Origin of the sequence: Pseudomonas floridensis (assembly GCF_002087235.1) — a bacterium.
GTDB classification, from domain to species: Bacteria; Pseudomonadota; Gammaproteobacteria; order Pseudomonadales; family Pseudomonadaceae; genus Aquipseudomonas; species Aquipseudomonas floridensis.
Genome location: NZ_MUIO01000106.1, coordinates 21,394 through 45,406, shown reverse-complemented (window position 1 = coordinate 45,406; position 24,013 = coordinate 21,394). Strand labels below are relative to the sequence as shown.

Genomic DNA, 24,013 nt, shown 5'->3' with positions numbered 1-24,013 from the left:
ATCAAACCAGCAACGAGGCTTGTCACCTTATGTGAAGACTTGTGAAAACCTCGTATTCTTGGACTCTTTTTTCAGATAATTCAGCGAGTAACCGTATGCGCCTGGCTTTATTCGACCTCGACAACACACTTCTGGGTGGTGACAGTGATCACGCCTGGGGCGATTATCTGTGCCAACGCGGCATCCTCGATGCAGCGTCCTACAAAACGCGCAACGATGAGTTCTATCAGGATTATCTGGCCGGCACGCTGAACATGACCGATTACCTGAACTTCACGCTGGAGATTCTGGGTAATACCGAAATGGATCAGTTGGCACAATGGCATCGCGAGTTCATGCGCGACTGCATCGAACCCATCATGCTGCCCAAGGCGATGGAACTGATCGCTATGCACCGCGAGGCGGGCGACAAACTGGTGGTGATCACCGCAACCAACCGTTTCGTGACCGCCCCCATTGTGGCGCAACTGGGCATCGATACGCTGCTGGCCACCGAGTGCGAAATGGTCGATGGCCGCTACACCGGCCGTACCACCGGCATTCCGTGCTTTCGAGAGGGCAAGGTGACGCGGCTCAATCTGTGGCTGGAAGAGAATGCATTCAGCCTGGAAGACAGCTATTTCTACAGTGACTCGATGAACGACCTGCCACTGCTGGAGCAGGTGGCGAACCCGGTGGCAGTCGATCCTGACCCTAAATTGCGGGCCGAAGCCGAAAAACGCGGCTGGCCGGTGATCACACTGCGCGCCTGACCGAAACGGTCCTCAAGCCGGTTTGAACCCCATCAAGCCGGCGATCACGACAAAACTCACCACGCTGACGACCGCCAGCACCAAGGTGAAACCGCGCCGGTCCGTTCTGGAGCCGAGGCGTAAACGATTAAGCCTCGCCACCAGCCAGACCCAGCTGAACAGCCCGACGGTGTACAGCACGCTGCTACCCAACACCCATGTCTGTCCCAGCGACAGGCCCAGCGAATGCACCAGCCACCAGCCGCTGAACGGCAGGATCGCCAGACACGCCGCCATCAACAGCCAGAAAAACAGCAGGGGCCGCGTGAGCAGGCGGTTTTGAATCGTTGCGTCACCCTCGAGACGAACCTTGATGACGCCACTGGCCAGCACCAGAATGCTGAGCAACAACAGCGTGATCGCGGCAATGTGCAGGGTTTTGAGGGCGGTGACGGGTTCCATCGGCGGTATTCCTGTCGTTTAGAGGCCTTAAAGTCTAGCAGCAGGATGATACAACCCGGGCATGCACCCGCTGGAAGTGCAGCGCCTGAACATCAGCCTTCGTGGACAAGTCCACTCCCACCGTCCTAACGCCGCAGGAGGCCTTCATGGACAAGCCCACCCCACCCTGACACTTCACCCACGCAGGCCCTTACCCCAAAAACAACCGATACGCCGGGTTCTCGCTTTCATCCCAATACGGATAGCCGATCTCGGCCAGTGCCTGACTGACCAGATGCCGCTCGTCTTCGGGCACCACCAGGCCGGCGACCACGCGGCCATCGGCGGCGCCGTGGTTACGGTAGTGGAACATCGAGATGGTCCAGCGCCCGCCCAGGCGGTTGAGGAAGTTGAACAGCGCGCCGGGCCGTTCGGGGAATTCGAAGCGCAGCACCACTTCGTCGCTGACCCGCTCGGCATGCCCGCCGACCATGTGGCGGATGTGCAGCTTGGCCAGTTCGTTGTCGGTCAGGTCCAGCACCGGAAAGCCCTGCTCGGTCAGGCTGGCGATCAACGCGCTGCGCGGGTCGTTTTCGGGATGGGTCTGCACGCCGACGAAGATGTGCGCTTCGCGGTCGGTGTGGTAGCGGTAGTTGAATTCGGTGATCTGGCGCTTGCCGATGGCCTCGCAAAACGCCTTGAAGCTGCCCGGTTGCTCGGGAATGGTCACGGCGATGATCGCTTCGCGGCCTTCGCCCAGCTCGGCGCGCTCGGCCACGTGGCGCAGGCGGTCGAAGTTGACGTTGGCCCCGGAATCGATCGCCACCAGAGTCTGGCCGCTGACGCCGCGCTGCTCGACGTACTTCTTGATCCCGGCCACGCCCAGCGCGCCCGACGGTTCGGTGATGGAGCGGGTGTCGTCGTAGATGTCCTTGATGGCCGCGCAGATCTCGTCGGTGCTGACGGTGATCACCTCGTCGACATAATGGCGGCAGACCTCGAAGGTGTGATGGCCGATCTGCGCCACTGCCACGCCATCGGCGAACAGCCCGACCTGGCTGAGCACCACGCGCTCACCCGCCGCCAGCGCGGCCTGCAAACAGTTGGAATCGTCCGGCTCGACACCGATCACCTTGATGTCCGGTCGCAGGTATTTCACGTAGGCCGCGATACCCGCGATCAGCCCGCCGCCGCCTACCGGCACGAAGATGGCGTCCAGCCTGCCCGGTTGCTGGCGCAGGATTTCCATCGCCACCGTACCTTGCCCGGCGATGGTGTCGGGGTCGTCGTAAGGGTGGATGTAGACGAAGCCCTGTTCGTCGACCAGCTTCAGCGAGTAGGCCAGCGCTTCGGGAAACGAGTCGCCGTGCAGCACCACCGTCGCACCGCGTGAGCGCACGCCTTCGACCTTGATCTCCGGCGTGGTGCGCGGCATGACGATGGTCGCCTTGATGCCCAGTTCCCGCGCCGCCAGTGCCAGGCCCTGCGCATGGTTGCCCGCCGAGGCGGTCACTACGCCACTAGCCGCTTCCTCGGCCGTCAGTTGCGCCAGCTTGTTATAGGCGCCGCGAATCTTGAAGGAGAACACCGGCTGCTGGTCTTCGCGCTTGAGCAGCACCTGATTGCCGAGCCGCTCGGACAACTGCCGCGCGCCCTGCAGCGGAGTTTCGATGGCGACGTCGTAGACGCGGGAGGTGAGGATTTTCTTGACGTACTGTTCAAGCATCGGGACGACATCACTGACGGAAAGGGCAAGACCGGCAAGTCTACCCCGCGCTCTGAGACACGACCATACGAATGACAGGGCTTTGCGCCGCAGTCATCGCTATAATGCGGGCCCTTTTGCTTACCTCTGGCACCCGTGGAGCCCGCATGACCCAGGATCAACTCAAACAGGCAGTCGCCCAAGCCGCTGTCGATTTCATCCTTCCCAAGCTCGACGACAAGAGCATTGTGGGTGTCGGCACAGGCTCCACGGCCAACTGTTTCATCGACGCCCTTGCCCGACACAAGGCAGCCTTCGACGGTGCAGTGGCCAGTTCCGAAGCAACCGCCGCACGCCTCAAGGGCCACGGAATTCCGGTGTATGAACTGAATACGGTCAGCGATCTGGAGTTCTACATCGACGGTGCCGACGAGAGCGACGAGCACCTGAACCTGATCAAGGGCGGCGGCGCGGCCCTGACCCGCGAGAAGATTGTGGCGGCGGTTGCGAAGACCTTCATCTGCATCGCCGACGGCAGCAAGCTGGTCCCGGTGTTGGGCGCCTTCCCGCTGCCGGTCGAAGTCATCCCGATGGCGCGCAGCCATGTGGCTCGCCAGCTGGTCAAGCTGGGCGGCGACCCGGTCTACCGCGAAGGCGTGCTGACCGACAACGGCAACATCATTCTCGACGTGCATAACATGAGCATCACCAACCCGGTGGAGCTGGAAGCGCAAATCAACGCCATCGTCGGCGTGGTCACCAACGGTCTGTTCGCCGCACGTCCGGCAGACTTGTTGCTGCTGGGTACGGCCGAAGGCGTGAAAACGCTGACCCGCTAAGCTATCCAACCCTGCCCACCGCGTGGGCAGGGTGCTCCAACGTTACGGTTTGCGAAACACGTAGAACAGATTCGGTTCGCTCACCAGATACATCACCCCATCGTCGTCCATGGCAACACCTTCGGCCTGCGGCACACTCTTGCTCAGCCCCATCTGTCCCTTCTTCAACGAACTGCTACCAATCGGGCGGCCATCGGTGTCCAGCTCGATAATCTGTTTCGACTCGTCGGACAGTGCCAGCAAGTGCCCGCTGTTCTGGTCGAACTGCAGGCTGGAAAGGTCGCGAACAAACAAACCGGCATCCCGCTTGCTGTCGGAGATGACCTGAAGGTTGTTGGGGCCATCGGCACTGGTCCTGGGAAAGCCCCGCACTTCGATGATCTGCACCGGGTCGCGCTCACGAGCGACGAACAGGCGCTTGTTGTGCCGATCGTAGGCCAGACCTTCATAGCCCTTATTGCCGCCGGCATTGAGGCCCAGTGTCAGTTGCTCGGCGTTGGCGGCATCCAGCGACTGAGTGGTGTCATCGATACGTACCTTGATCAGGCGCTGCTGACGCTCGTCACTGATCACGTAGACGCCGGGGCTGATGTATTCGACGGCCTCCGCATCACCGAAGCCGACCAGCTTGATGCGCCGCAGGACGCGCCCGTCCAGGCTCAACTCGATCATTTCAGCGTTCTGGTTGGTGACCGTGAACAGGCTTTTACGATCCGGATCGAAACTCAGGCCCGAGACGTCGTCCGAAAGGCCCTCAATGACGTGCTCCTCGACCACTGCGCGGTATTGGTCCAGGCCGATGGCTTCCTGTGAATCGGACTGCCAGAAAATCCGCCAGTCGTACTGGGCGCGCTCTACGAAACGGTATCGCTGGTTGGCGAAGACAAACAGCACGATCAGGGGCACAAGGACGACAAGCACGAGCAAAGAGCGGGTAGAGCGACGCATTGACGGTGACTCGGAAAGGTTGAGCGGACGGCATTGATAGCACGGCATTCTGAAAACAAGCTTAATGGCGTAATGCTATTTCTTTACCAGTTATGTGATCGGCCGTCCTGGCTCAGTGCTTGCGAAATGAATAGAACAGATTCGGCTCGCTCACCATGTACAGCGTTCCAGCTTCATCCAGCGCAACGCCTTCGGCGCGCGGGATCGTGTCTTTCAGACCATTCATGCCACCCAGCAACGTCATGAAGCTGACCTGCTCGCCCTGCTCGTCCACTTCCAGCAGCAGGTGAGAATCCGCCGACAGCGCCAGCATGTGGCCGGTGCGCGGGTCGATGCTCAGCGAGGAGAGGTTGCGCATGTCCAGCGAACGACTCGGCAGTTTCTGCTTGTCCCCTGTGAGCACGTCGCTGCCATCGCTCTTCCAGGTAAAGAGCGCCGCAGGACGCTCCTCACCCAGCAACAGCTGCTGACGACGCGGGTCCCAGGCAATGCCCTCGAAACCCTTGTTCTGGTTTTCCGATTTGCCCAGGTCGTATTTCGGGAAATCATCAATGTTCAGCGTGGTGGTGTCCGCCGTCACCTTAACAATGGTCAACTGGTGCTGACGCTCGTCAGTGATGGCGATCAGGCCATCATTCATCACGGCGACGCCTTCCGGGTTACTCCAGCCGACCAGCGGGATCTTGCGCAGAACGTCGCCGGTCAATGTCAGCTCCACCAGAAACGCATTCTTGCCCATGACAGCAAACAGGGTTTTGGTCACGGGGTTGTAAGACAGATCCGACGCCTCGTCGTCTTCCATGCCAGGCAGCACCTTCGCATCGATAGCGACATGGTAGTCCGGCAGCCAGATGCTTGCGTTGCGACCCGCCTTGTTTTCAAAGCTTTCCTGCAACCAGAGTATCGCGCGGTCGTCCCAGTGCATGGCGAAGGCCAGGCCGTAGCCCATGATCACCGCCAGCAACAACCACGAATACCAGCGCAGGCTTCGAATGAAGGCAAAGCGTTTTTTGGAGGCGGGCAATGTCTGGGCTGGAAGGGGCATTCAAGGTGTTCCCGAGCAGAAATAACGTCGTAGTTGGCGTATTGCCCGTTTGCAGGGCCGGCAGGATTATCCAGAACAGGTGTGAAAAAAACGCAAAGCGGTGGGAACTATTACCCAGCGGACAGACAAAAGCCACCCGAACGTCAATCCGGGTGGCTTTTGCAGTTAAGCGCGGTTGAGCGGGTTAGCGCACGACGCTCTCGAAAGGCGTCTGGCCCGCCAGTTCCAGGACGATCGTATCACCGGCTTCGAACGGACCTACACCCGCTGGCGTACCGGTCATGATGATGTCGCCAGCCTGCAACGAGAAGTTGGCGGCCATGTGCTGGATCATTGGCACGATGGGGTTGAGCATCAGACTGCTGTTGCCGTCTTGCACGACCTTGCCGTTGATGGTCAGACGAATGCCGATATCGGTCAGGTCAGGGAAGGTTTCGGCAGGCACGAAAGGCGCGATCACGGCAGCGCCGTCGAAACATTTGGCCAGTTCCCACGGCAGGCCCTTTTCCCGCAGACGCGATTGCACGTCACGCAGGGTCAGGTCCAGACCTGGCGCGAAGCCACTGATGGCGTCCAGCACTTCTTCACGCGACGGGTTCTTGGTCAGGGGCTTGCCGATCAGCACCACGATTTCGGCTTCGTAGTGCACCGAGCCCCGGTCGGACGGGATGGTAAAGCCGCCTTCCAGCGCCACCACGGCGCTGCCGGGCTTCATGAACAGCAAAGGCTCGGTGGGGACCGGGTTGCCCAGCTCCTTGGCATGCTCGGCGTAATTACGACCGATACACACCACTTTGCCCAGCGGGAAGTGGATGTTCGTTCCATCGACATATTTGTGCTGATAGCTCATGACGTCTCCTGGGTCTGATAGATGCGGCTTTTTATTGATATACGGTCCGGCAGGTGATCAAACAGCGAAAATCTTGCCGGGATTCATGATGCCGTTGGGGTCGAAGATCGCCTTCAACGCCTTCATGTACTCGATCTCGACGGGTGAGCGGCTGTACGTCAGGTAATCACGTTTGGTCATCCCGACCCCATGTTCGGCGGAAATCGAGCCGTTGTACTTCTCGACCGTCTCGAACACCCACTTGTTGACCCGCGCACATTTGACGAAGAATTCGTCCTTGTCGAGTTGTTCGGGCTTGAGAATGTTCAGGTGCAGGTTGCCGTCGCCGATGTGGCCATACCAGAGCACGTCGAAATCGGGGTAGTGTTCAGCGACAATGGCGTCAATTTCGGCAAGAAATTGTGGCACTTTCGAGACCGTGACCGAGATGTCGTTTTTGTAGGGTGTGAAGTGCGAGATGGTTTCGGAAATGTACTCGCGCAGTTTCCACAGGTTGCGCAACTGCTGCTCACTCTGGCTCATCACGCCATCCAGCACCCAGCCCTGCTCCACGCAATGCTCGAAGGTCTCCAGTGCCTGATTGGCCAGGTCTTCGGTGGTGGCTTCGAACTCCAGCAACACATAGAACGGACAGGGCGTGTCGAACGGCGACGGCACGTCACCGCGCGCCATGACACGGGCGAAGGACTTGTCGGAGAAGAATTCGAAAGCGGTCAGGTCAAGCTTGCCGTGGAAGGCATGCAGCACCGGCATGATCGAATTGAAGTCGGTGGTACCCAGGACCATGGCGGTCAGGTTGCGCGGCGCACGGTCCAGACGCATGGTGGCCTCGACCACGAAACCGAGTGTGCCCTCGGCCCCGATGAACAATTGCCGCAGGTCGTAACCAGTGGCGTTCTTGATCAGGTCTTTGTTCAGTTCCAGCAGATCGCCCTTGCCGGTGACCACCTTCAGGCCCGCCACCCAATTGCGCGTCATGCCATAACGAATGACCTTGATCCCGCCGGCATTGGTGCCGATGTTGCCGCCAATCTGGCTGGAACCCGACGACGCGAAATCGACCGGATAATACAGCCCGTTTTCTTCCGCCAGCGCCTGCAACTGACGGGTAATCACGCCCGGTTGGCAGACCGCTGTGCGGTCGGTCAGATTGAGGTCCAGCACCTGATTCATGTAGTCGAACGAAACCACCACCTCGCCATCGGCTGCGACGGCCGCGGCTGAAAGCCCCGTTCTGCCACCGGACGGCACCAGCGCGACGAGGCGCTCATTGGCCCAGCGCACGATCGCCTGCACCTGTTCGGTGGTCTTGGGAAACACGATGGCCAGCGGAGCGGGGGTGAATTGCTTGGTCCAGTCCTTGCCGTACGTTTGCAGGGAACCCTCGTCGGTCAGCACTTTGCCAGGGTCAACCAGGGTCTTGAGCTCATCAATCAAAGCGGGATGGGTCATGGACTCAACTCTCGAACAATTCATGGGCATCCTGAGAACGGTTCACGTTCAAGAATGGGGTTTCGCGGGGTGCATATGCTAGCATACGCCCCCCGTGAACCGCGCCAAGACGCCGTTCCGGCCACCCCCTGCCAATTTTCTTCGGGACACAGGTTTACGCAGATGAGCAAGACTTCCCTCGACAAGAGCAAGATCAAGTTCCTTCTTCTCGAAGGCGTCCACCAGTCCGCTGTCGACGTCCTCAAGGCAGCCGGCTACACCAGCATCGAGTACCACACCAAGTCTCTGCCGGAAGCCGAGCTCAAGGAAAAGATCGCCGACGCTCATTTCATCGGTATCCGCTCCCGCACTCAACTGACCGAAGAAATGTTCGATTGCGCCAAGAAACTGGTCGCGGTCGGCTGCTTCTGCATCGGCACCAACCAGGTCGACCTCAACGCAGCGCGTGAGCGCGGTATCGCGGTATTCAACGCGCCTTACTCCAACACCCGCTCCGTGGCCGAACTGGTGCTGGCCGAAGCCATCCTGCTGCTGCGCGGTATCCCTGAGAAGAATGCCTCCTGCCACCGCGGCGGCTGGATCAAAAGCGCCGCCAACTCGTTTGAAATCCGTGGCAAGAAGCTGGGCATCATCGGCTATGGCTCGATCGGTACTCAGTTGTCGGTTCTGGCTGAAGGCCTGGGCATGCAGGTGTTCTTCTTCGACCCGCTGACCAAGCTGCCGCTGGGCAACGCGACCCAGGTCACCAGCCTGAACGAGCTGCTGGGCCTGGCCGACATCGTTTCCCTGCACGTGCCTGAGCTGCCATCCACCCAGTGGATGATCGGCGAGAAGGAAATCCGCGCCATGAAGAAAGGCGCGATCCTGATCAACGCTGCACGTGGCACCGTGGTCGAGCTGGACGCCCTGGCTGCCGCGATCAAGGACAAACACCTTATCGGCGCGGCCATCGACGTGTTCCCGGTCGAGCCACGTTCCAACGACGACATTTTCGAAAGCCCGCTGCGCGGCCTGGACAACGTGATCCTGACCCCGCACATCGGCGGTTCCACTGCTGAAGCGCAGGCCAACATCGGTCTGGAAGTGGCCGAGAAGCTGGTCAAATACAGCGACAACGGTACGTCGGTGTCCTCGGTCAATTTCCCGGAAGTGGCCTTGCCCGCTCACCCAGGCAAGCACCGCCTGCTGCACATCCACGAAAACATCCCGGGCGTGCTCAGCGAGATCAACAAGGTCTTCGCCGAAAACGGCATCAACATCTCCGGTCAGTTCCTGCAGACCAACGAGAATGTCGGTTACGTGGTGATCGACGTCGACGCCGAATATTCAGACCTGGCGCAAGAGAAGCTGCAACAGATCAAAGGCACCATCCGCAGCCGCGTGCTGTTCTGATCTGATTACTGCGCAGTAATGAAAAAGGAGACCTTCGGGTCTCCTTTTTTGTAGGGCTCGGGTGGAGGGCTTTTCAGAACAGAACCGGTCTGTATCGTTCTCTTCGCGAGCAAGCTCGCTGAAACCTCAACTGCGTCCCACGTCACTTCACATTGATCGTGATCTTTTTCGACTCGACGCTCGGGTTCAGCGGGATGTGGCTCTTGTCACCGACCAGCAGTTGCAGGGTGTGCTGGCCTGGGGGCAGGTTCACTTCGGTTTCGGTCTGGCCCTTGCCGAAATGACGAATGTTGTCGGTCATGGGCAGCGGCGCGTCCATCGCAGGCTGGTCTTTGACGTCGATCAGCAAGTGGTGATGACCGGTCTCGGGAACGTCGACACCGGCAGGGGCCACGCCCATGCCTTTCAGACCGAACTGCACCTTGAACGGTGACGTCACGGTTTCACCGTCCTTGGGCGAGATGATGTAGACCTCGGCACCCGCTGGCGACGCCGTACGCGGAATGTCGGCAGCGCTGACCAGCATCGAAGCGCTCAGCAGGACGCTCGCAATGACGGTTCCAGAAAATAGCGTCTTCATGATTCCTCCAGACTCGATTGACGTAATGTCGGACTCTGCATCAGGCCACTGGGTTCAGGAGCGGATGAGGCATGGCTACGATAGCCCGCCCGGTGGTCCGAAGGCTGAAGGCTGAAGGTCTTGATGAAACAGTTTTCATGAAACAGGTACGCGACCTACGGGAACACCTCGTTGCCACGCCGCCGGAACCAGCCGGTCAATGAAAGCCGGTCACGGGTCGCGGGCAACACTTCATGAGGGATATCGCCAGACAGAAACACCACCAGACAGCCGCCGGTAGGCTGCACGTCATAAGCCACCTCGCCCTTGAGGTACATGCGCAGCTGACCGCCATGCTCCGGCAACCAGGCATTGTTGAGGTACAGCACCGCCGACACCATGCGCTTGTCATCGTCGCGAAAGCGATCCACGTGACGCAGATAGAACGCGCCGGGCGGATACTGGGCAAAATGACTTTCGTAATCCTCAAGCCCCAGAAACAGACCACGGTTCAGTGCCTCGCGCAGGCTGTCCATCAGCTCAAGATAGCTGTCGCAGCAGTCCGCCTGTCCTGCCTCCAGCCACTGGATACGATCCCCACGAATGCCCTCGCGCACTTCCTGCGCAGGGCCGCGCCCGACGCCCGCAGGCTCAAGCTCACCTTCGGCCGCACGCTTGCGGCACTCCTGTTCGAGTTCAAGGGTCAGACTTTCGGGCAGGAAAATATTCTGCTGCGACCAGCCGTTTGCGGCCAGGTCGTCGACGATTCGTAGCAGAAGCGGGTGATCGGAGGGTATGCGCATGCGGCGCATCATATCCATAAGCCCTGAAATCCGACAGAGGCGCGTTTGCGTAGTGTCATATGCCGCAGATTTCGCTCGGCAAGGGCAGTGATAACTCGACAAGCCCCCGGTAACACCCGGAGAATAGCGACCTGCCGACAGGAGTCCCTAATGCGCCGTTTGTTTGTTTTGTTGTTGATGTTCTGCACTGCGCCTGCCTGGGCGGACAGCTATGACCAGTTGTACAAGGCCGCAGGCTGGCCGGAACAGCGCGCGCACTTCAACGATGCCTTGAAAGCTGCGCAGCAGCGCTATCAGAACAACTTGCCGCCTGCGGTCTTTCAGGCGTTGGTCAATAACAGCAATCAGCGTTTCGCGGCGCAAGCCATGGATCAGCGTGCCGCCCGACGCCTGCGTGAAAGCCTCAAGGACCCCAATCCGTCGCTGCAATTCTTCCAGTCGCCGCTGGGCCGCAAAATCGTCAACGCCGAGCTCACCGCGACCCGCGCCGACCAGCTCGCCAAACACGCCGACGGACTTCCGCACATCGAAGCCGACGCCACTCGCCAATTGCTGATCGGTCACCTCGCCCAGGCGCTGCCCGCCAAACAGGCCGGTGCAGAGGTCAGCCTGGCGATTGCCGGTGTCGCTGCCGACAGCCTGAGCCAGATGATTCCCGGCCTGCTGGGCGGCGGTCAGGCGCAGGGCATGCTCGAAGGCCAGCGCGAGCGGCTGATGGCGCAAATCAGCGCAGACCTGAACAACACGTTGCTGTACGTCTACCGCGACCTGTCGGATCCCGAGCTCGAAGAGTTCTCGACTTTTGCCGAATCTCCCGAAGGCAAAGCATATTACCAGGCCGCTCTGGCTGCGATCCGTGCCGGACTGGCCGTCGGGCAAAGCACATCGAGCCTGACGCCTGCGCAATGACGCCGACATTCTCACAAGGCTTGCGATGAAAGATTCGATTGCACGGTTGGCCACCGCCATCGTCATGGCGATTCTGGCCTGGTTGTTCTGGTCCCAATTGGGTCAGGATGCCTTTGGTGTACTTGGCCTGATCATGACCCTTACGCTGGTCGTCGATAACGTCCGGCTGCGTCGGCAGGTCAAGGCGTTGTCAGCCAATATCACTCAAAAGCCTTAACGCAACCGCGCAGCCAGGAAATCGAAGTAACGGGTCCGCAACTCGGGCAGCTCGTTAGCCAGATGATGGCGGGCATGGCCGAGCATGAGGATCTGTGGCTCGCTGAACTTGTTCTTCAGCACGTTCAGGTTGTGCGACCAGTCGACCGTCATGTCCGCTTCACCCTGAATGATCAGCGGGCTGCGCGTGCTGCGTGGCGCCTGTTCTATACGCACGATCCACTGCGCCAGCGCACCGACCCAGGCGGTGGGCAAGCGATTGGGCTGAAGCGGGTCGGCCAGCAGAAACGGCAGAAACGCCGGCGCGTTGGAGTTTTCGGTAAAGCGCCGGGCAATGCCGGTGACGAACGGCCTGATCAAGTGATAGCTGAGCCGCGACCAGCCCCACGCGCGTGGTCGCACCAGCGGTGCCAGGAGAATGACCTGTCCTTGCGCCGGGCTGTCGGCGCCCTGATTGAGCAGGTGATCGATGACGATGGCACCGCCCGTGCTCTGTCCACACAGGTGCCAGGGTTGCGGCAGCTTGAGGGTCTGCGCTTCGATCAGCAATTGCTGGAGCACAGACTGGTATTCCGCGAAGTCATTGATACTGGCGCGGCTGCCACTGGAAAGGCCATGGCCCGGCAGGTCGCAGGAAATCACCGCGAAGCCCTGCCCCAGCGCCCACTCGATCACATGCCGGTACAACCCCATATGGTCATAGAAGCCGTGAAACAGAAACAGGGTGGCAACTGCGTTTTCCGGTATCCACACCTGACCGACGATCTCGTACCCGGCAACGTCCAGACGCCCCAGCCAGCTGCGGATCACGTTCTCCCCGCCCAGCCCGGACAGGCCATAGAAACGCTGATACGCCTGCCCATCCAGGGAAAGTGGATCGATGACGCTCAGCGGCAGCAGACTGGCGCGTAGATTATCGGGGTCGAAAGTGACGGACATGGGGCTTCCAGATTCGGGCGTGAGCCGCGAGAAGGTGATGCAGGGATATTCTTCTGTCTGCTTTGGCATGGCAAGCCGCACCCGCGCAGTCAGAACGTCTTTCAGAACACTGACTCATTGTATCTGCCTGGTATCTTCACTACCCAGCCCTGAGTCAAAACGGTAGCCTTCATCCCCGCAGTACGCCACCCATAGAGGAACCGGATGAAACGCAGCCTGATCGTTCTCGCCATCATCATTGCCGTTATTGCCAGTGGCGCGGGCTGGTACGTCCACAGCAAGCAGCCGGTGCGCGATGGCGAGGTCGCCATGAGCCATCTGCAGGCGCCGGTCAGCGTGCGTTACGACGAACGCGGCGTGCCGCATATCCGCGCCGAGAACGAAGCGGATCTGTACCGCACACTGGGCTACGTGCACGCCCAGGATCGGCTGTTCCAGATGGAAATGCTGCGCCGCCTGGCGCGCGGCGAACTGGCCGAGATCATGGGCCCTCGCCTGATCGAGACCGACAAGCTGTTCCGCAGCCTGCGCATTCGCGATCATGCGGATGCCTACGTGGCGCGTCAGGACAAGAACACGCCGATGTGGAAGGCCCTTGAAGCTTACATCGATGGCATCAACCAATATCAGGACACCCACGCAAGGCCGATGGAGTTCGACGCACTGGGCATTCCCAAGCGCCCTTTCAGCGCCGAGGACACCCTCAGCATCGGCGGTTATCTGGCCTACAGTTTCGCGGCGGCATTCCGTACCGAACCGTTGCTCACTTATGTACGAGACGAACTGGGTCCGCAATACCTGAAGGTCTTCGATCTGGACTGGCACCCGGACGGCGTGCTGGGACAGAAACCGGTACTGGCCGGTGCGGACTGGAAAGGCCTGAATGCACTGGCCAGGCTGAGCAACGAGGCGTTCGAGCAAGCCGGTCTGCCTCAATTCGAGGGCAGTAACGCGTGGGCGATTTCCGGCAGCCGCACGCAGAGTGGCAAACCGATTTTGGCGGGCGATCCGCACATTCGCTTTTCGGTGCCTGCCGTCTGGTACGAAGCGCAGCTGTCGGCCCCCGGTTTCGAGCTATACGGCCATTTTCAGGCGCTCAATCCGTTCGCGTTTCTGGGCCATAACATGGACTTTGGCTGGACCCTGACCATGTTCCAGAACGATGACGTGGACCTGATTGCCGAAAAGACCAATCCTGACAACCCCAATCAGGTCTGGTATCACGGCCAATGGGTGGACATGACCGGCACCGAACAGCAGATCACCGTCAAAGGCGAAGCACCGGTCAGCCTGACCCTGCTGGAATCGCCGCACGGCCCGATCGTCAACAATGCGATGGGCAAGAATGCCGGCCAGGCCCCCATCGCCATGTGGTGGTCGTTTCTGGTGTCGAAAAATCCGGTGCTGGACGGTTTCTACGAAGCCAACCGGGCCGACACGCTGGACAAGATGCGCGGTGCGGCAGAGAAGATTCAGTCGCCAGGCCTGAACATCGTCTGGGCCAACGCCAGGGGCGATATCGGCTGGTGGGCAGCCGCACAACTGCCGATCCGTCCCGACGGCGTCAATCCGGCTTTCATCCTCGACGGCAGTACGCCGCAGGCCGACAAAACGGGCTTCTATCCGTTCAGCGCCAACCCGCACGAGGAAAACCCGGCTCGCGGTTACATCGTGTCCGCCAACTTCCAGCCGGTTTCACCCACCGGCATGTCGATACCCGGCTATTACAACCCTGCCGAGCGTGGCCAACAGCTCGATCATCAGCTGAGCGACTCTTCGGTGAAATGGGATCTGGCGACCAGCAAAGCGCTGCAACTGGGCACGCGGACCGATTACGCGCCGAGCATTCTCAAGCCGCTGATTCCTGTGCTGCGAAGCGTGGTCAGCGATCCTGAGGAGCAGGCTCTGGTGGAAAGGCTGGCCAACTGGGACGGCGAGTACTCGGTGAATTCGGTTGGCGCGACGCTGTTCAACCAGTTCCTGTTCGACCTTACCGAAGAAACCTTCCATGACGAACTGGGCGATGGCTTCTTCGAAACCTTGCTGTCGACCCGTGCGCTGGACCAGGCCCTGCCGCGTCTGGCCGCCGATGCCGACTCGCCGTGGTGGAACAACCGCAACTCACCCCATGAAGAGAGCCGCGCAAACACCGTCAAGGTCGCCTGGCGCGCCAGCGTTTCGCACCTCAAATCGCTGTACGGCAACAACCCGGATGAATGGGTCTGGGGCAAGGCACACACCCTGACCCAAGGGCATCCGATTGGCTCGCAGAAACCTCTGGATAAAGTGCTGAACGTCGGGCCCTACCCTGCGCCGGGTACGCATGAGGTGCCGAACAACCTGTCTTCCAGCATCCGTCCTGCGCCGTGGCCCGTAAGCTACGGACCCTCGACCCGGCGCCTGATCGACTTCGCCGACCCGACCAACAGCCTGGGCATCAACCCGGTGGGCCAGAGCGGCGTGCCGTTCGACAGGCACTACGCGGATCAGGCCAAGGCATACATCAGCGGGGAATATGTGAAGCAGCACCTCAGCGAACAGGATGTGGCTGAGCACACTGAAAGCGTTCTCAGGCTCATACCGGGAAAGTGACCCGGAACACTGATCGTGCCAATGCTGCGTGTCCGGCCGTGACGCTCTGTGTCACATCACGGCCGGACGCGTGCCTTGATAGGAACGAGCTGGCTCGCGAACAGGCCAGTACACTCGCCAAAGATGCATCGGTTGAAACACAGCCTTCGCGAGCAAGCTCACTCCCACGTTGAAGGCACGCGGCCCTTTTGGTGGGAGCCAACTTGTCCGCGAAGACGCGGGTAGGGCCGACCTGGACCGGGTGTCTGGAAAGCAGCCTTCGCGAGCAAGCTCGCCCCAAAGGTTCGACCTCACGCAGCCGGTGCGCGGCGTGGGTCGGGTTGTTTCCAGCCGTCGGCTGCGCTTTCCTCGATGGCTTGCTGGATCGCCCGCTTGCGGTTGTTCTCCGCGCGGCGGCTGAAGAACCAAACCAGAAAGGTCGCCAACGATACAGCCAGCAGAATCAGGCTCGCCACCGCGTTGATCTCGGGTTTCACACCCAGACGCACAGCGGAGAACACTTCCATCGGCAAAGTGGTCGAGCCCGGTCCGGACACGAAACTGGCCAGCACCAGGTCGTCCAGCGACAGCGCGAACGACATCATGCCGCCCGCCGCCAGAGACGGCGCGATCATTGGAATGGTGATCAGAAAGAACACCTTCCACGGACGCGCCCCAAGGTCCATCGCCGCCTCTTCAATCGACAGGTCCAGCTCACGCAGCCGCGCCGACACCACGACCGCCACGTAGGCCGCACAGAACGTGGTGTGCGCGATCCAGATGGTCACGATGCCGCGTTCCTGTGGCCAGCCGATCAACTGCGCCATGGCCACGAACAGCAGCAACAGCGACAGACCGGTGATCACTTCCGGCATCACCAGTGGCGCAGTGACCAGCCCGCCGAAGAAAGTCCGGCCCTTGAAGCGCGTGATGCGGGTCAGCACGAAGGCCGCCATCGTCCCCAGCGCCACGGCCGCAATGGCCGTGTAGCAGGCGATTTCCAGCGAGCGCATCACCGAACCCATCAACTGCGAGTTGTCCAGCAGGCCCACGTACCACTTCACCGACCAGCCGCCCCACACCGTCACCAGTTGCGAAGCGTTGAACGAGTAGATGACCAGAATGACCATCGGCGCATAGATGAACAGCAGGCCCAGGATCAGCACCAGGTTCGAGAATCGAAAGCTCTTCATGCCTTGCCCTCCAGTTCTTTGGCCTGACTGCGGTTGAACAGGATGATCGGCACAATGAGCACCAGCAGCATGATGACCGCCAGCGCCGAAGCCACGGGCCAGTCACGGTTGTTGAAGAATTCCTGCCACAGCACGCGGCCGATCATCAGGGTTTCGGGGCCGCCCAGCAGCTCGGGAATCACGAACTCGCCCACCACCGGAATGAAGACCAGCATGCAGCCGGCGATCACACCGTTCTTGGACAGCGGCACGGTGATTTTCCAGAAGCTGTTGAAGGTGCTCGACCCCAGATCGGACGCGGCCTCCAGCAGGCTGGTGTCGTGCTTCACGAGGTTGGCGTACAGCGGCAGGATCATGAACGGCAGGTAGGAATAGACCACGCCGATGTACACTGCCAGGTTGGTGTTGAGGATCTGCAACGGCTCATTGATAAGGCCAAGCCACATCAGGAAGGCGTTAAGCAGGCCGTTGTTGCTGAGGATGCCCATCCAGGCATAGACGCGGATCAGGATCGCGGTCCAGGTCGGCATCATGATCAACAGCAGCAGAACGGTCTGAATGTCCTTGCGGGCATTGGCGATGGCGTAGGCCATCGGGTAGCCGATCAGCAGACACAGCAAGGTGCTGATGAAGGCCATCTTCAACGAGCCCAGGTACGCCGAAACGTACAGGTCGTCGCCGGTCAGCAAGGTGTAGTTGGCGAAGTTGAGCACCAGCTGCAGCTTCTCTTCGGCGTAGCTGAAGATTTCCGTGTACGGCGGGATCGCGACGTCGGCCTCGGCAAAACTGATCTTGATGACGATCAGAAACGGCAGCGCAAAGAACAGAAACAGCCAGAGGAACGGCACGCCGATGACCACCTGCCGGCCATTGGGCTTGATGCGCTCGAAGGCGCGTTTGATCTTGCGGATTTTCATGAGCGCAGTACCACGCCGCTGTCGTCTTCCCACCACACGTAGACTTCATCGCCCCAGGTAGGTCGGGCGCCCTGACGCTCGGCGTTGGCGACGAACGACTGCACCAGCTTGCCGCCGGGCAGCTCGACGTAGAACACCGAATGGCCACCCAGGTAAGCGATGTCATGGACCTTGCCACGCGACCAGTTGTACTCGAAGCCTGGCTGCTCGGTGGTGATCAGGAGTTTTTCCGGACGCAGCGCGTAGGTGATGCTCTTGTCCTCCACCGAGGTGCTAACGCCGTGACCGACATAGATATTGCGCTCCAGCTCGGGGCTGCGGATCAGAGCGTGGGCTTCCATGTCCTCGATCACTTCGCCTTCGAACAGGTTCACGCTGCCGATGAACTCACACACCAGCCGGCTGGTCGGGGTTTCGTAGATGTCGATCGGGCTGCCGATCTGGGCGATCCAGCCCAGGTGCATGATCGCGATGCGTTCGGCCATGGTCATGGCCTCTTCCTGGTCGTGGGTTACCATCACGCAGGTCACGCCCACGCGCTCGATGATTTCCACCAGCTCCAGTTGCATCTGCGAACGCAGCTTCTTGTCCAGCGCCCCCATTGGCTCGTCGAGCAGCAACAATTTGGGCTTCTTGGCCAGCGAGCGGGCCAGCGCGACACGCTGACGCTGACCACCCGAGAGCTGGTGCGGCTTGCGCTTGGCGTACTGAGTCATCTGCACCAGCTTGAGCATCTCGGCCACGCGAGCATCGATTTCCGGCTTGGCCAGCTTGTCCTGCTTGAGGCCGAACGCGATGTTGTCCGCCACGGTCATGTGCGGGAACAGTGCGTAGGACTGGAACATCATGTTGATCGGACGCTCGTACGGCGGCATGTCGGTGATGTCGACGCCATCGAGGTAAATGCGACCCTCGGTAGGACGCTCGAAACCGGCCAGCATGCGCAGCAGTGTGGACTTGCCGGAGCCCGATCCGCCGAGCAGGGCGAAGATCTCGCCCTTGTTGATTTGCAGGGACACGTCGTCCACAGCAATCGTCTCGTCGAATTTTTTCGTGACGCGATCGATCTTGACCAGCACCTCTTTGGGTTGCTGACCGCCTTCGATGGCTTTCTTGTAGGCGCCGGAGGCAACTGCCATGGGTGAAACTCCCAACTGATATGCAGCCCGGTCGATGTGGCCGGGCGCTGGTTTTTTATTTGCCCGACTTGACCTTGGTCCAGCTGCGGGTCATCAAACGTTGCACCTTGGGTGGCAACTCGCTGTTCACGAACAACCGGTCCAGCACTTCCTGCGGCGGGTAGACCGCTTCGTCGGTGCGGATCGCCTGATCCATGAACTCACCCGAGGCCGGGTTGGGGTTGGCGTAACCGACTTCATCGCTGACCTGGGCGATCACCTTGGGATCGAGCAGGTAGTTGATGTAGGCGCTGGCGGCCTTGATGTTCTTCGAGTCCGCCGGAATCGCCAGCATGTCGAACCACAGGTTGCCGCCCTCTTTCGGGATGGCATAGGCAAGCTTCACACCCTTGCCCGCTTCTTCGGCACGGGCTTTGGCCTGGAACACATCGCCCGAGAAACCGGCCGCGACACAAATGTCGCCGTTGGCCAGGTCAGTGATGTATTTGGACGAGTGGAAATAGGTCACGTAAGGACGAATCGCCATAAGCCTGGCTTCGGCCTTCTTGTAATCGGCTTCCTTGGTGCTGTTGGGGTCCAGCCCAAGGTAATTGAGCATGGCGGGCAGCATCTCGTCGGCGGAATCGAGAAACGCAACGCCACAGCTGGACAGCTTCTTGATGTTCTCGGGTTCGAACAGCACCGACCAGGAGTCGATCTTGTCGACGCCCAACGCGGCCTTGACCTTCTCGACGTTGTAGCCGATGCCATTGGTGCCCCACAGATAGGGCACGGCGTACTGATTGCCAGGATCATTCTTTTCCAGACGCTTGAGCAGCGCCGGATCGAGATTCTTGTAGTTGGGCAGCAGCGACTTGTCGAGCTTCTGGAACGCGCCCGCCTTGATCTGCTTGCCCAGGAAATGATTGGACGGCACCACCACGTCATAGCCGGTGCGACCGGCCAGCAGCTTGGCTTCCAGGGTTTCGTTGGAGTCGAACACGTCGTACATCGGCTTGATGCCGGTCGCCGCTTCGAAGTCCGCCAGCGTGGTCTTGCCGATGTAGTCGGACCAGTTATAAATATGCACGGTGGACTCGGCCTGAGCACTGAGCGCCAGTGTCAGCCCGACGCCCGCCAGCAAGGCTTTGGAAAGGATAGAAATAGACAAAGAGTGAGTCCTTTTAGCAGAGAGGCCTGAGAACCGGAGGGCGTCCGGACGACAAAACCGGCGCGCAACTTACCGTCTATGAGTCCAACCAGCAAAGTTTTCGGCAATATTCCTGTCGTCTGGAAGCTGCGCGCCGAGGGCTACGCAGCTTCCACAGGTTTCATGACAGGCTTATTTACCTGATTTGATCTTGGTCCAGCTGCGGGTCATGATCCGTTGCGTGGCCGCTGGCAGGTCCGCGATGGCATACAGTTTGGCCTGTACATCGGCAGGTGGGTAAACGCCCGGATCACTGGTGATGTCCTTGTCGACCAGTGCCGTTGCGGCCGCATTACCATTCGGGAAGCGCACGGCGTTGGTGATTTCAGCCATGACTTCCGGCTTCATCAGGAAGGTCATGAACTTGTAGGCACCTTCGACGTTTTCGGCATCCTTGGGGATGGCGACCATGTCATAGAAGCTGCCAGCGCCTTCCTTCGGAATGTTGTAACCCACCTTGACCTTGCCACCGGCCTCTTCGGCACGCGACTTGGCCTGGTAGATGTCACCCGAGTAACCGACCGCTACGCAGATGTTGCCGTTGGCCAGGTCCGAGATGTACTTGGACGAGTGGAAGTAGCCGATCGAAGGACGAATCTTCATGAACAACGCTTCGGCTTCGGCCAGTTGCTTCTTGTCCTGAGAGTCGGTCGGGTAACCGAGATAATGCAGGGCGATCGGCAGCATTTCGGTTGGTGAATCGAGGAAGCTGATGCCGCACGACTTCAGCCTGGCAGCGTTTTCAGGCTTGAACAGCAGGTCCCAGGAGTTGACCGGTGCGTCTGCGCCCAGGGCGGCCTTGACCTTGTCCGGGTTGATGCCGATACCGATCGAGCCCCACATGTACGGGAATGCATGCTGGTTGCCCGGGTCGCTGACCGACACGGCCTTGAGCAGCGATTCGTTCAGGTTCTTCCAGTTCGGCAGCCTGGACTTGTCCAGTTCCTGGTAAACGCCTGCCTTGATCTGCTTGGCCAGGAAATTGTTGGACGGTACGACGATGTCATAGCCGGACTTGCCGGCCAGCAATTTGGCTTCCAGCGTCTCGTTGCTGTCGAAAACGTCGTAGACCACCTTGATGCCCGACTCTTTCTCGAACTTGGCGATGGTGTCCGGTGCGATGTAATCGGACCAGTTGTAGACGTGCAGCACTTTGTCATCGGCCTGTGCAGCGGCGGCCACGACGCCCATCAGGGACAGAGCGAGAAGGGTCTTGCCAAATTTTTTCATGCGTAGCTCCAATGTTTTTTATCACTGACCGATTAGATTAGCGGCTTGTAGCCATTAGTCTGGCAAGTTCAAGGGCAGGCTTTCAAGCCGCCCCTTGTCGAACACCCAAATCAAACTGAAGAAACGCCATTCTGTCCTGCTCGCAGAACGATTACCCTTGCAGCGCCGCCAACGTCAGATCCAGGCAGCGACGAGCTTTTTCCACCAGTTCGTCGATCTGCTCGAAACTGATGACCAAGGGTGGCGCAATGATCATGGTGTCACCCACGGCCCGCATGATCAGGCCATTATCGAAGCAGAAGGTTCGACAGATCATGCCCGCACCTTTGTCCGTGTAGCGCTCGCGGGTCGCCTTGTTCTTCACAAGCTCGATGGCGCCCAGCAGACCGATGCCGCGGACTTCGCCCACGAGCGGATGATCGCTCAGCTCACGCAGACGCTTTTGCAAATATGGTGCCGTTTCAGACTTGACCCGTTCGACGATCTTTTCTTCGCGCAGGATACGAATGTTCTCCAGCGCCACGGCGGCGGCCACCGGATGCCCGGAATAGGTGAACCCGTGGTTGAAATCGCCGCCCTCGTTGAGCACAGCCACGATTTCGTTGCGCACGATCAAGCCGCCCATCGGCACGTAGCCGGAGGTCAGGCCCTTGGCGATGGTCATCATATCCGGCTTCAAGCCGTAGAAATCGCTACCGAACCACTCACTGGTGCGGCCAAAACCACAGATGACCTCATCAGCGACGAACAGGATGTCGTAGCGCGACAGGATCTCCTTGATCTTTGGCCAGTAGCTGTCTGGCGGGACGATCACACCGCCCGCGCCCTGGATCGGTTCGGCGATGAACGCGCCGACATTATCGACGCCCAGCTCGAGAATCTTCTTCTCCAGTTGCTCGGCCGCCCAGATGCCGAACTCATCCGGCGTCATGTCGCCACCTTCGCCGAACCAGTACGGCTGCGGAATGTGCGCGATACCCGGAATCGGCAGATCGCCCTGCTCGTGCATGTAGGTCATGCCACCCAGACTGGCGCCCGCTACCGTGGAGCCGTGATAACCGTTGATGCGGCTGATGATGGTCTTCTTGTTCGGCTGACCCTTGAGCGCCCAGTAATGGCGAACCATGCGCAGCATGGTGTCATTGCCTTCGGAACCGGAACCGGTGAAGAACACGTGATTCATGCCTGGCGGCGCGATGTCGGAAATCACTTTGGCCAGTTCCAGCACCGGCGGGTGAGCGGTCTGGAAGAACAGGTTGTAATACGGCAGTTCGCGCATTTGCTTGCTGGCGGCATCAGCCAGCTCTTCGCGGCCGTAACCGATGGCGACGCACCACAGGCCTGACATGCCGTCCAGAATGCGATTGCCTTCGCTGTCCCACAAATAAACGCCGTCGGCGCGGGTAATGATGCGCGGGCCTTTTTCCTTGAGCTGCTTGTAGTCGCTGAACGGTGCCAGATGATGCTCGCTGCTCAAGGCTTGCCATTCAAGGGTTTGCGGGTTGTGGTTGGCACTCATGCAGCACTTCCTTTAATCGGGTCGGTTAGCGGGACGCCGCTCTTTTGCACGGCGGCGTCCCGCCGGATCAGACGGCAAAGAGCAGGAACTCGCGCTCCCAGGAGCTGATCACGCGCTTGAAGTTTTCATGCTCGGCGCGCTTGACCGCGACGTAACCGATGATGAATTTCTTGCCCAGGTATTTCTCGATGGTCTTGCTGTTTTCCATCCGCTCCAATGCGTCCTCGATGGTCAGCGGCAGGCGCAGATTACGGCGCTCGTAACCGCGGCCCACCACCGGCGCGCTCGGGTTGATGCCCTCGACCATGCCGATGAAGCCGCACAGCAGGCTGGCAGCGATAGCCAGATAAGGGTTCGCGTCCGCGCCCGGCAGGCGGTTTTCCACGCGACGGTTCTGCGGACCGGCATCCGGCACACGCAGGCCGACCGTGCGGTTCTCTTCGCCCCACTCCACGTTGACCGGCGCCGAGGTGTCCGGCAGGAAGCGGCGGAACGAGTTCACGTTGGGCGCGAACAGCGGCAACAGCTCGGGGATGAATTTCTGCAAACCGCCGACATGGTTGAGGAACAGTTCGCTCATCGTCCCGTCGTCGTTGGAGAAGATGTTCTTGCCGGTCTCGATGTCGATGATGCTCTGGTGCAAGTGCATGGCACTGCCGGGCTCGCCGGTCATGGGCTTGGCCATGAACGTCGCCGCCACGTCGTGCTTGAGCGCCGCCTCGCGCATGGTGCGCTTGAACACCAGAATCTGGTCGGCCAGCGACAGGGCGTCGCCATGACGGAAATTGATCTCCATCTGTGCCGTGCCGTCTTCGTGGATCAGCGTGTCCAGGTCCAGGTTCTGCAGCTCGCACCAGTCGTAGACATCCTCGAACAGCGGGTCGAACTCGTTGGCCGCTTCAATGGAGAACGACTGGCGACCGGTTTCGGGACGTCCCGAGCGACCGACCGGAGGTTGCAGCGGATAGTCCGGGTCGTCACTACGCTTGGTCAGGTAGAACTCCATCTCCGGCGCCACGATGGGCTGCCAGCCTTGATCGGCGTAGAGCTTGAGAACTTTCTTGAGCACGTTGCGCGGCGACAGCTCGATGGGGTTGCCTTGCTTGTCGTAGGTGTCGTGGATGACCTGCGCGGTCGGCTCGATGGCCCAGGGCACCAGATACACCGCGTTCTGGTCAGGGCGGCAGATCATGTCGATGTCGGCCGGGTCCAGCAGCTCGTAGTAGATGTCATCTTCCACGTAGTCGCCGGTCACCGTCTGCAGCAGTACGCTTTCAGGCAGACGCATGCCCTTTTCAGCGATGAATTTGTTGGTCGGGGAGATTTTGCCGCGAGTGATCCCGGTAAGGTCGGACATCATGCATTCGACTTCGGTGATCTTGTGTTCTTTCAACCAATCGGTGAGCTGGTCGAGGTTGGTACTCAT

General features: G+C 60.0%; 22 protein-coding genes. 6 read left to right on the top strand and 16 right to left on the bottom strand.

Annotation, left to right across the window (positions count from 1 at the left end):
• The first annotated feature begins 95 nt into the window (after positions 1 to 95).
• Complete coding sequence (locus BZK31_RS23630; protein ID WP_083185709.1) at positions 96 to 752, top strand: histidinol-phosphatase; 657 nt, start codon at positions 96 to 98, stop codon at positions 750 to 752.
• A gap of 12 nt (positions 753 to 764) precedes the next feature.
• Here BZK31_RS23630 and BZK31_RS23625 read toward each other — a convergent pair whose 3' ends face one another.
• Together BZK31_RS23625 and ilvA are read right to left on the bottom strand one after the other, a co-directional pair.
• Positions 765 to 1,193, bottom strand: coding sequence for a DUF2269 family protein (locus tag BZK31_RS23625; protein WP_083185708.1), 429 nt, complete (start codon positions 1,191 to 1,193; stop codon positions 765 to 767).
• Positions 1,194 to 1,383: 190 nt separating this feature from the next.
• On the bottom strand, positions 1,384 to 2,898 hold the full coding sequence (ilvA, locus tag BZK31_RS23620; protein ID WP_083185707.1) for a threonine ammonia-lyase, biosynthetic: 1,515 nt from the start codon (positions 2,896 to 2,898) through the stop codon (positions 1,384 to 1,386).
• 146 nt (positions 2,899 to 3,044) lie between these two features.
• Here ilvA and rpiA point away from each other — a divergent pair, with 146 nt between their 5' ends.
• Positions 3,045 to 3,716: a ribose-5-phosphate isomerase RpiA gene (gene rpiA / locus BZK31_RS23615; RefSeq protein ID WP_024694429.1), complete on the top strand. Its 672-nt coding sequence runs from the start codon at positions 3,045 to 3,047 to the stop codon at positions 3,714 to 3,716.
• Between the two features lie 42 nt (positions 3,717 to 3,758).
• Here the strand turns inward: rpiA and BZK31_RS23610 are convergent, their stop codons facing one another.
• The 4 genes from BZK31_RS23610 to BZK31_RS23595 form a co-directional block, all read right to left on the bottom strand.
• Positions 3,759 to 4,664, bottom strand: coding sequence for an SdiA-regulated domain-containing protein (locus BZK31_RS23610; protein ID WP_167378091.1), 906 nt, complete (start codon positions 4,662 to 4,664; stop codon positions 3,759 to 3,761).
• 112 nt (positions 4,665 to 4,776) lie between these two features.
• Positions 4,777 to 5,709, bottom strand: coding sequence for an SdiA-regulated domain-containing protein (locus tag BZK31_RS23605; RefSeq protein WP_083185705.1), 933 nt, complete (start codon positions 5,707 to 5,709; stop codon positions 4,777 to 4,779).
• Positions 5,710 to 5,893: 184 nt separating this feature from the next.
• Entirely contained in the window at positions 5,894 to 6,559 is a 666-nt protein-coding gene (locus BZK31_RS23600; protein ID WP_083185704.1) for a fumarylacetoacetate hydrolase family protein, read from the bottom strand.
• Positions 6,560 to 6,616: 57 nt separating this feature from the next.
• The gene (locus tag BZK31_RS23595; protein ID WP_083185703.1) at positions 6,617 to 8,011 is read right to left on the bottom strand and encodes an FAD-binding oxidoreductase; all 1,395 of its coding nucleotides are present in this window, start codon (positions 8,009 to 8,011) and stop codon (positions 6,617 to 6,619) included.
• Between the two features lie 162 nt (positions 8,012 to 8,173).
• Between BZK31_RS23595 and serA the strand changes: the two genes are divergently transcribed.
• On the top strand, positions 8,174 to 9,403 hold the full coding sequence (serA, locus tag BZK31_RS23590; RefSeq protein WP_083185702.1) for a phosphoglycerate dehydrogenase: 1,230 nt from the start codon (positions 8,174 to 8,176) through the stop codon (positions 9,401 to 9,403).
• A 142-nt stretch (positions 9,404 to 9,545) separates the two neighbouring features.
• Here the strand turns inward: serA and BZK31_RS23585 are convergent, their stop codons facing one another.
• Positions 9,546 to 9,983, bottom strand: a complete 438-nt coding sequence (locus tag BZK31_RS23585; protein ID WP_083185701.1) for a DUF4399 domain-containing protein — start codon at positions 9,981 to 9,983, stop codon at positions 9,546 to 9,548.
• A 155-nt stretch (positions 9,984 to 10,138) separates the two neighbouring features.
• On the bottom strand, positions 10,139 to 10,774 hold the full coding sequence (locus BZK31_RS23580) for a 2OG-Fe(II) oxygenase (RefSeq protein ID WP_167378094.1): 636 nt from the start codon (positions 10,772 to 10,774) through the stop codon (positions 10,139 to 10,141).
• A 141-nt stretch (positions 10,775 to 10,915) separates the two neighbouring features.
• Here BZK31_RS23580 and BZK31_RS23575 point away from each other — a divergent pair, with 141 nt between their 5' ends.
• Both BZK31_RS23575 and BZK31_RS23570 read left to right on the top strand, forming a co-directional pair.
• Complete coding sequence (locus tag BZK31_RS23575) at positions 10,916 to 11,674, top strand: DUF2059 domain-containing protein (protein ID WP_083185699.1); 759 nt, start codon at positions 10,916 to 10,918, stop codon at positions 11,672 to 11,674.
• Positions 11,675 to 11,699: 25 nt separating this feature from the next.
• On the top strand, positions 11,700 to 11,891 hold the full coding sequence (locus tag BZK31_RS23570) for a hypothetical protein (RefSeq protein WP_083185698.1): 192 nt from the start codon (positions 11,700 to 11,702) through the stop codon (positions 11,889 to 11,891).
• On the opposite strand, the gene bipL is transcribed toward BZK31_RS23570, so the two are convergent.
• A complete protein-coding gene (gene bipL / locus BZK31_RS23565) occupies positions 11,888 to 12,829 on the bottom strand; it encodes a phospholipase BipL (RefSeq protein WP_083185697.1) in 942 nt (313 codons plus the stop codon). The genes BZK31_RS23570 and bipL overlap by 4 nt on opposite strands.
• Positions 12,830 to 13,033: 204 nt before the next feature.
• Here bipL and BZK31_RS23560 point away from each other — a divergent pair, with 204 nt between their 5' ends.
• Positions 13,034 to 15,421 carry a penicillin acylase family protein gene (locus tag BZK31_RS23560; protein ID WP_083185696.1) on the top strand — a complete coding sequence of 796 codons (2,388 nt, stop codon included), beginning with the start codon at positions 13,034 to 13,036 and terminating at the stop codon, positions 15,419 to 15,421.
• A 290-nt stretch (positions 15,422 to 15,711) separates the two neighbouring features.
• Here BZK31_RS23560 and BZK31_RS23555 read toward each other — a convergent pair whose 3' ends face one another.
• From BZK31_RS23555 to BZK31_RS23525, 7 genes are all read right to left on the bottom strand, one after another.
• The gene (locus tag BZK31_RS23555; RefSeq protein ID WP_083185695.1) at positions 15,712 to 16,593 is read right to left on the bottom strand and encodes an ABC transporter permease subunit; all 882 of its coding nucleotides are present in this window, start codon (positions 16,591 to 16,593) and stop codon (positions 15,712 to 15,714) included.
• A complete protein-coding gene (locus BZK31_RS23550; RefSeq protein WP_083185694.1) occupies positions 16,590 to 17,510 on the bottom strand; it encodes an ABC transporter permease subunit in 921 nt (306 codons plus the stop codon). The genes BZK31_RS23555 and BZK31_RS23550 overlap by 4 nt, the downstream gene beginning before the upstream one ends.
• Positions 17,507 to 18,649 carry a polyamine ABC transporter ATP-binding protein gene (gene potA, locus BZK31_RS23545; RefSeq protein WP_083185693.1) on the bottom strand — a complete coding sequence of 381 codons (1,143 nt, stop codon included), beginning with the start codon at positions 18,647 to 18,649 and terminating at the stop codon, positions 17,507 to 17,509. Before potA ends, BZK31_RS23550 begins: the two co-directional genes overlap by 4 nt.
• Before the next feature lie 55 nt (positions 18,650 to 18,704).
• Complete coding sequence (locus BZK31_RS23540; protein WP_083185692.1) at positions 18,705 to 19,799, bottom strand: polyamine ABC transporter substrate-binding protein; 1,095 nt, start codon at positions 19,797 to 19,799, stop codon at positions 18,705 to 18,707.
• A 171-nt stretch (positions 19,800 to 19,970) separates the two neighbouring features.
• Complete coding sequence (locus BZK31_RS23535) at positions 19,971 to 21,068, bottom strand: polyamine ABC transporter substrate-binding protein (protein ID WP_083185691.1); 1,098 nt, start codon at positions 21,066 to 21,068, stop codon at positions 19,971 to 19,973.
• Between the two features lie 151 nt (positions 21,069 to 21,219).
• The gene (locus BZK31_RS23530) at positions 21,220 to 22,587 is read right to left on the bottom strand and encodes an aspartate aminotransferase family protein (protein WP_083185690.1); all 1,368 of its coding nucleotides are present in this window, start codon (positions 22,585 to 22,587) and stop codon (positions 21,220 to 21,222) included.
• A 67-nt stretch (positions 22,588 to 22,654) separates the two neighbouring features.
• Positions 22,655 to 24,013: a glutamine synthetase family protein gene (locus BZK31_RS23525; protein WP_083185689.1), complete on the bottom strand. Its 1,359-nt coding sequence runs from the start codon at positions 24,011 to 24,013 to the stop codon at positions 22,655 to 22,657.